Below are 2,082 nucleotides of genomic sequence, written 5' to 3'. Positions count from 1 at the left end.
CAAGTTGTACAGCAAAAACAGTATTGCTCTCGTTGGAAAAGAAATAAATCATAGTTCTATTTTATGTGCTCTATTTTATCGCGCAAAGTTAATCAAAATCACGCGCAGTGCATAAAAAGGATCATTTAAATAAATAATAGCCATGTTAATTTCCTATTTGCACTTTTTTCAAAGCTTCACGACCATAAAACACAGGGAAATACATTAGCTCTGCCTTTGCCGGGTTGAGTGTATAATTCCCATCATAACGTGGCATAAGTTTGATAGAAAATGTATAATCCCCTACTTTAAGCTTGCGACAAAAGATGCTCACTTTGTTTTTGCCATAGGCCCTGTGTTCTTCTTGTCCCCACCAGCTTTGTTCTTTTTCCTCATAAGAACAACCCGCAGGAATAGGTATTTCTACCATCACATAATCAGCATCGGCACTTACTTTAACCGTAGCTTTTAACATAATGGCCGTACCTCCCTTTAAAGCTTTAACTTTTGCGCCATTGCTGTTTTCAAACCAGGTAGCTACGGTAAATTCCTTTGATACTTTTTCGGGTTGTGCATTCCAAAATTGCTGACTGGCAGTCATGTAAAGTGGCAAGGTGCCTTGTTTTTGCAAATTAACCGTTTCGCCTGCAGCAAAAGTATGGGTATAAGGGAATTGGCTAATAACTTCTTTATTGTTTCCGCTGGTGATGGTTAAAGTTGTTGCTTTCAGCTGCTCCCCTTCCTTTAATAAATCAGGAAGCAGGGTTTCCAGAATCAGGGATGACTCATAGGTATTGCGCCAATGTCCATCTTGTCGCTGCTCTAGTAAATAGTTTCTCATTTTTAAAAGCCAGTCGGCATGTTTACCTTCTGTTCTAACCATTTGATAAGCCAATAAGGTGTTTTGAATGCTGTTGTCAAATAAATGGAAGCTATTCTTTCCAAAATAAAGATTCCCGAATAGGGTAGAATGGCGAAAAGGCAACAAAGAATCTGTGCTAAACGCCATACCATTCTGTTGCTTTAAGTTTAACAACTTAAATTTCTCTTGTACGGAAACCTTAGCTTTTGCTTTTTTCAATTCGCTTTCATATAAGGCGATAGCACCTTTATAATCTACTTTAGCATTAATTTTTTGCAGCAGCAAGAGGGCCTCCAGCTTATTCATGCCCTGGAAACTGGCCAATTGGTAAACAAGGTAATTTCGGAGTTCTTCTTTATTTAACTTGACCTGAAAACCGCTTTTTTCAGCGTCAAGCAAAGCTTCAATGGCATGTCTGCTGATCCATAGTTCAGCATCGCTATTTTTCCACCATCCCCAGGTGCCATCTTTTCTACGTCCATCTTCCAGCTGGCGGATGATTTGTTTTACCACTCGCTCGTTGTTGAAAGTCTCTTTTTGAAAGGTCTTGATGCGTTTTTGTACCAACAGGGCTTTGAGTTTAGAAGCCAGCTGTTCATTACAAAAATATTCGTAATTGCGCAGGTACTCGGTTTCATTTTCTAAAACCGGCAATACAGAGGCTTCGGCCCTAAAGCTCACCTCCCCTAATTTTTGATCAAAAGTTAGCGCAATTGCGGTGTCTTTTTCCAGGGCATAAAACACACCCTTAGTTTCTAAAATCCCCGCTTTAAACAAAGGAATCGTTCGTTCTTCCCTATCGGCATAACCACTTTCCTTTTGGATGCTATAATTGAATTTCAGGCTGTCGGCACCTTCTGCTTTCACTGTGAGGGTATCCAGGTGTGAATTTTCTACGGATAAAACACCTTCCAGCAATGTTTTTTCATTGTATTTAAAGCTCCGCTTCAAGGAAACTGCGGTAGCACCATAATTAGCTATTTTACCAAGGGGGCTAAATGTATCACCCTCAATTGCGAATAACGGACTGACAAAAGCAGCACTCAAGGGTTTGAAAGCCTTAATGTTGCCATCGGTATAACCACTTTGCGATTTGCCGTTCATGGCGATAAAGAAGGTTCTCCAATTGGTAATGTCATCAGGAAAGGTAACTTTAAACTTTACTCTGCCCTGTGCGTTGGTACGCAGTTTTGGCTGCCAGAAGGCATCATCAGCAAAATTCTTACGGATGGAAGAAGGTG

The 2,082-nt window shown here is 40.3% G+C and carries 1 protein-coding gene; it reads right to left on the bottom strand.

The features are described 5' to 3' along the window. Positions 1 to 145: 145 nt before the first annotated feature. Positions 146 to 2,082 (bottom strand): alpha-2-macroglobulin family protein (locus ACR2F7_RS02255; protein ID WP_432711987.1); only part of this gene is annotated, 1,937 nt, incomplete at its 5' end.

Origin of the sequence: Pedobacter sp., assembly GCF_045628745.1 — a bacterium.
GTDB lineage: Bacteria > Bacteroidota > Bacteroidia > Sphingobacteriales > Sphingobacteriaceae > Pedobacter.
This window is presented reverse-complemented; position numbering and strand designations above follow the sequence as displayed.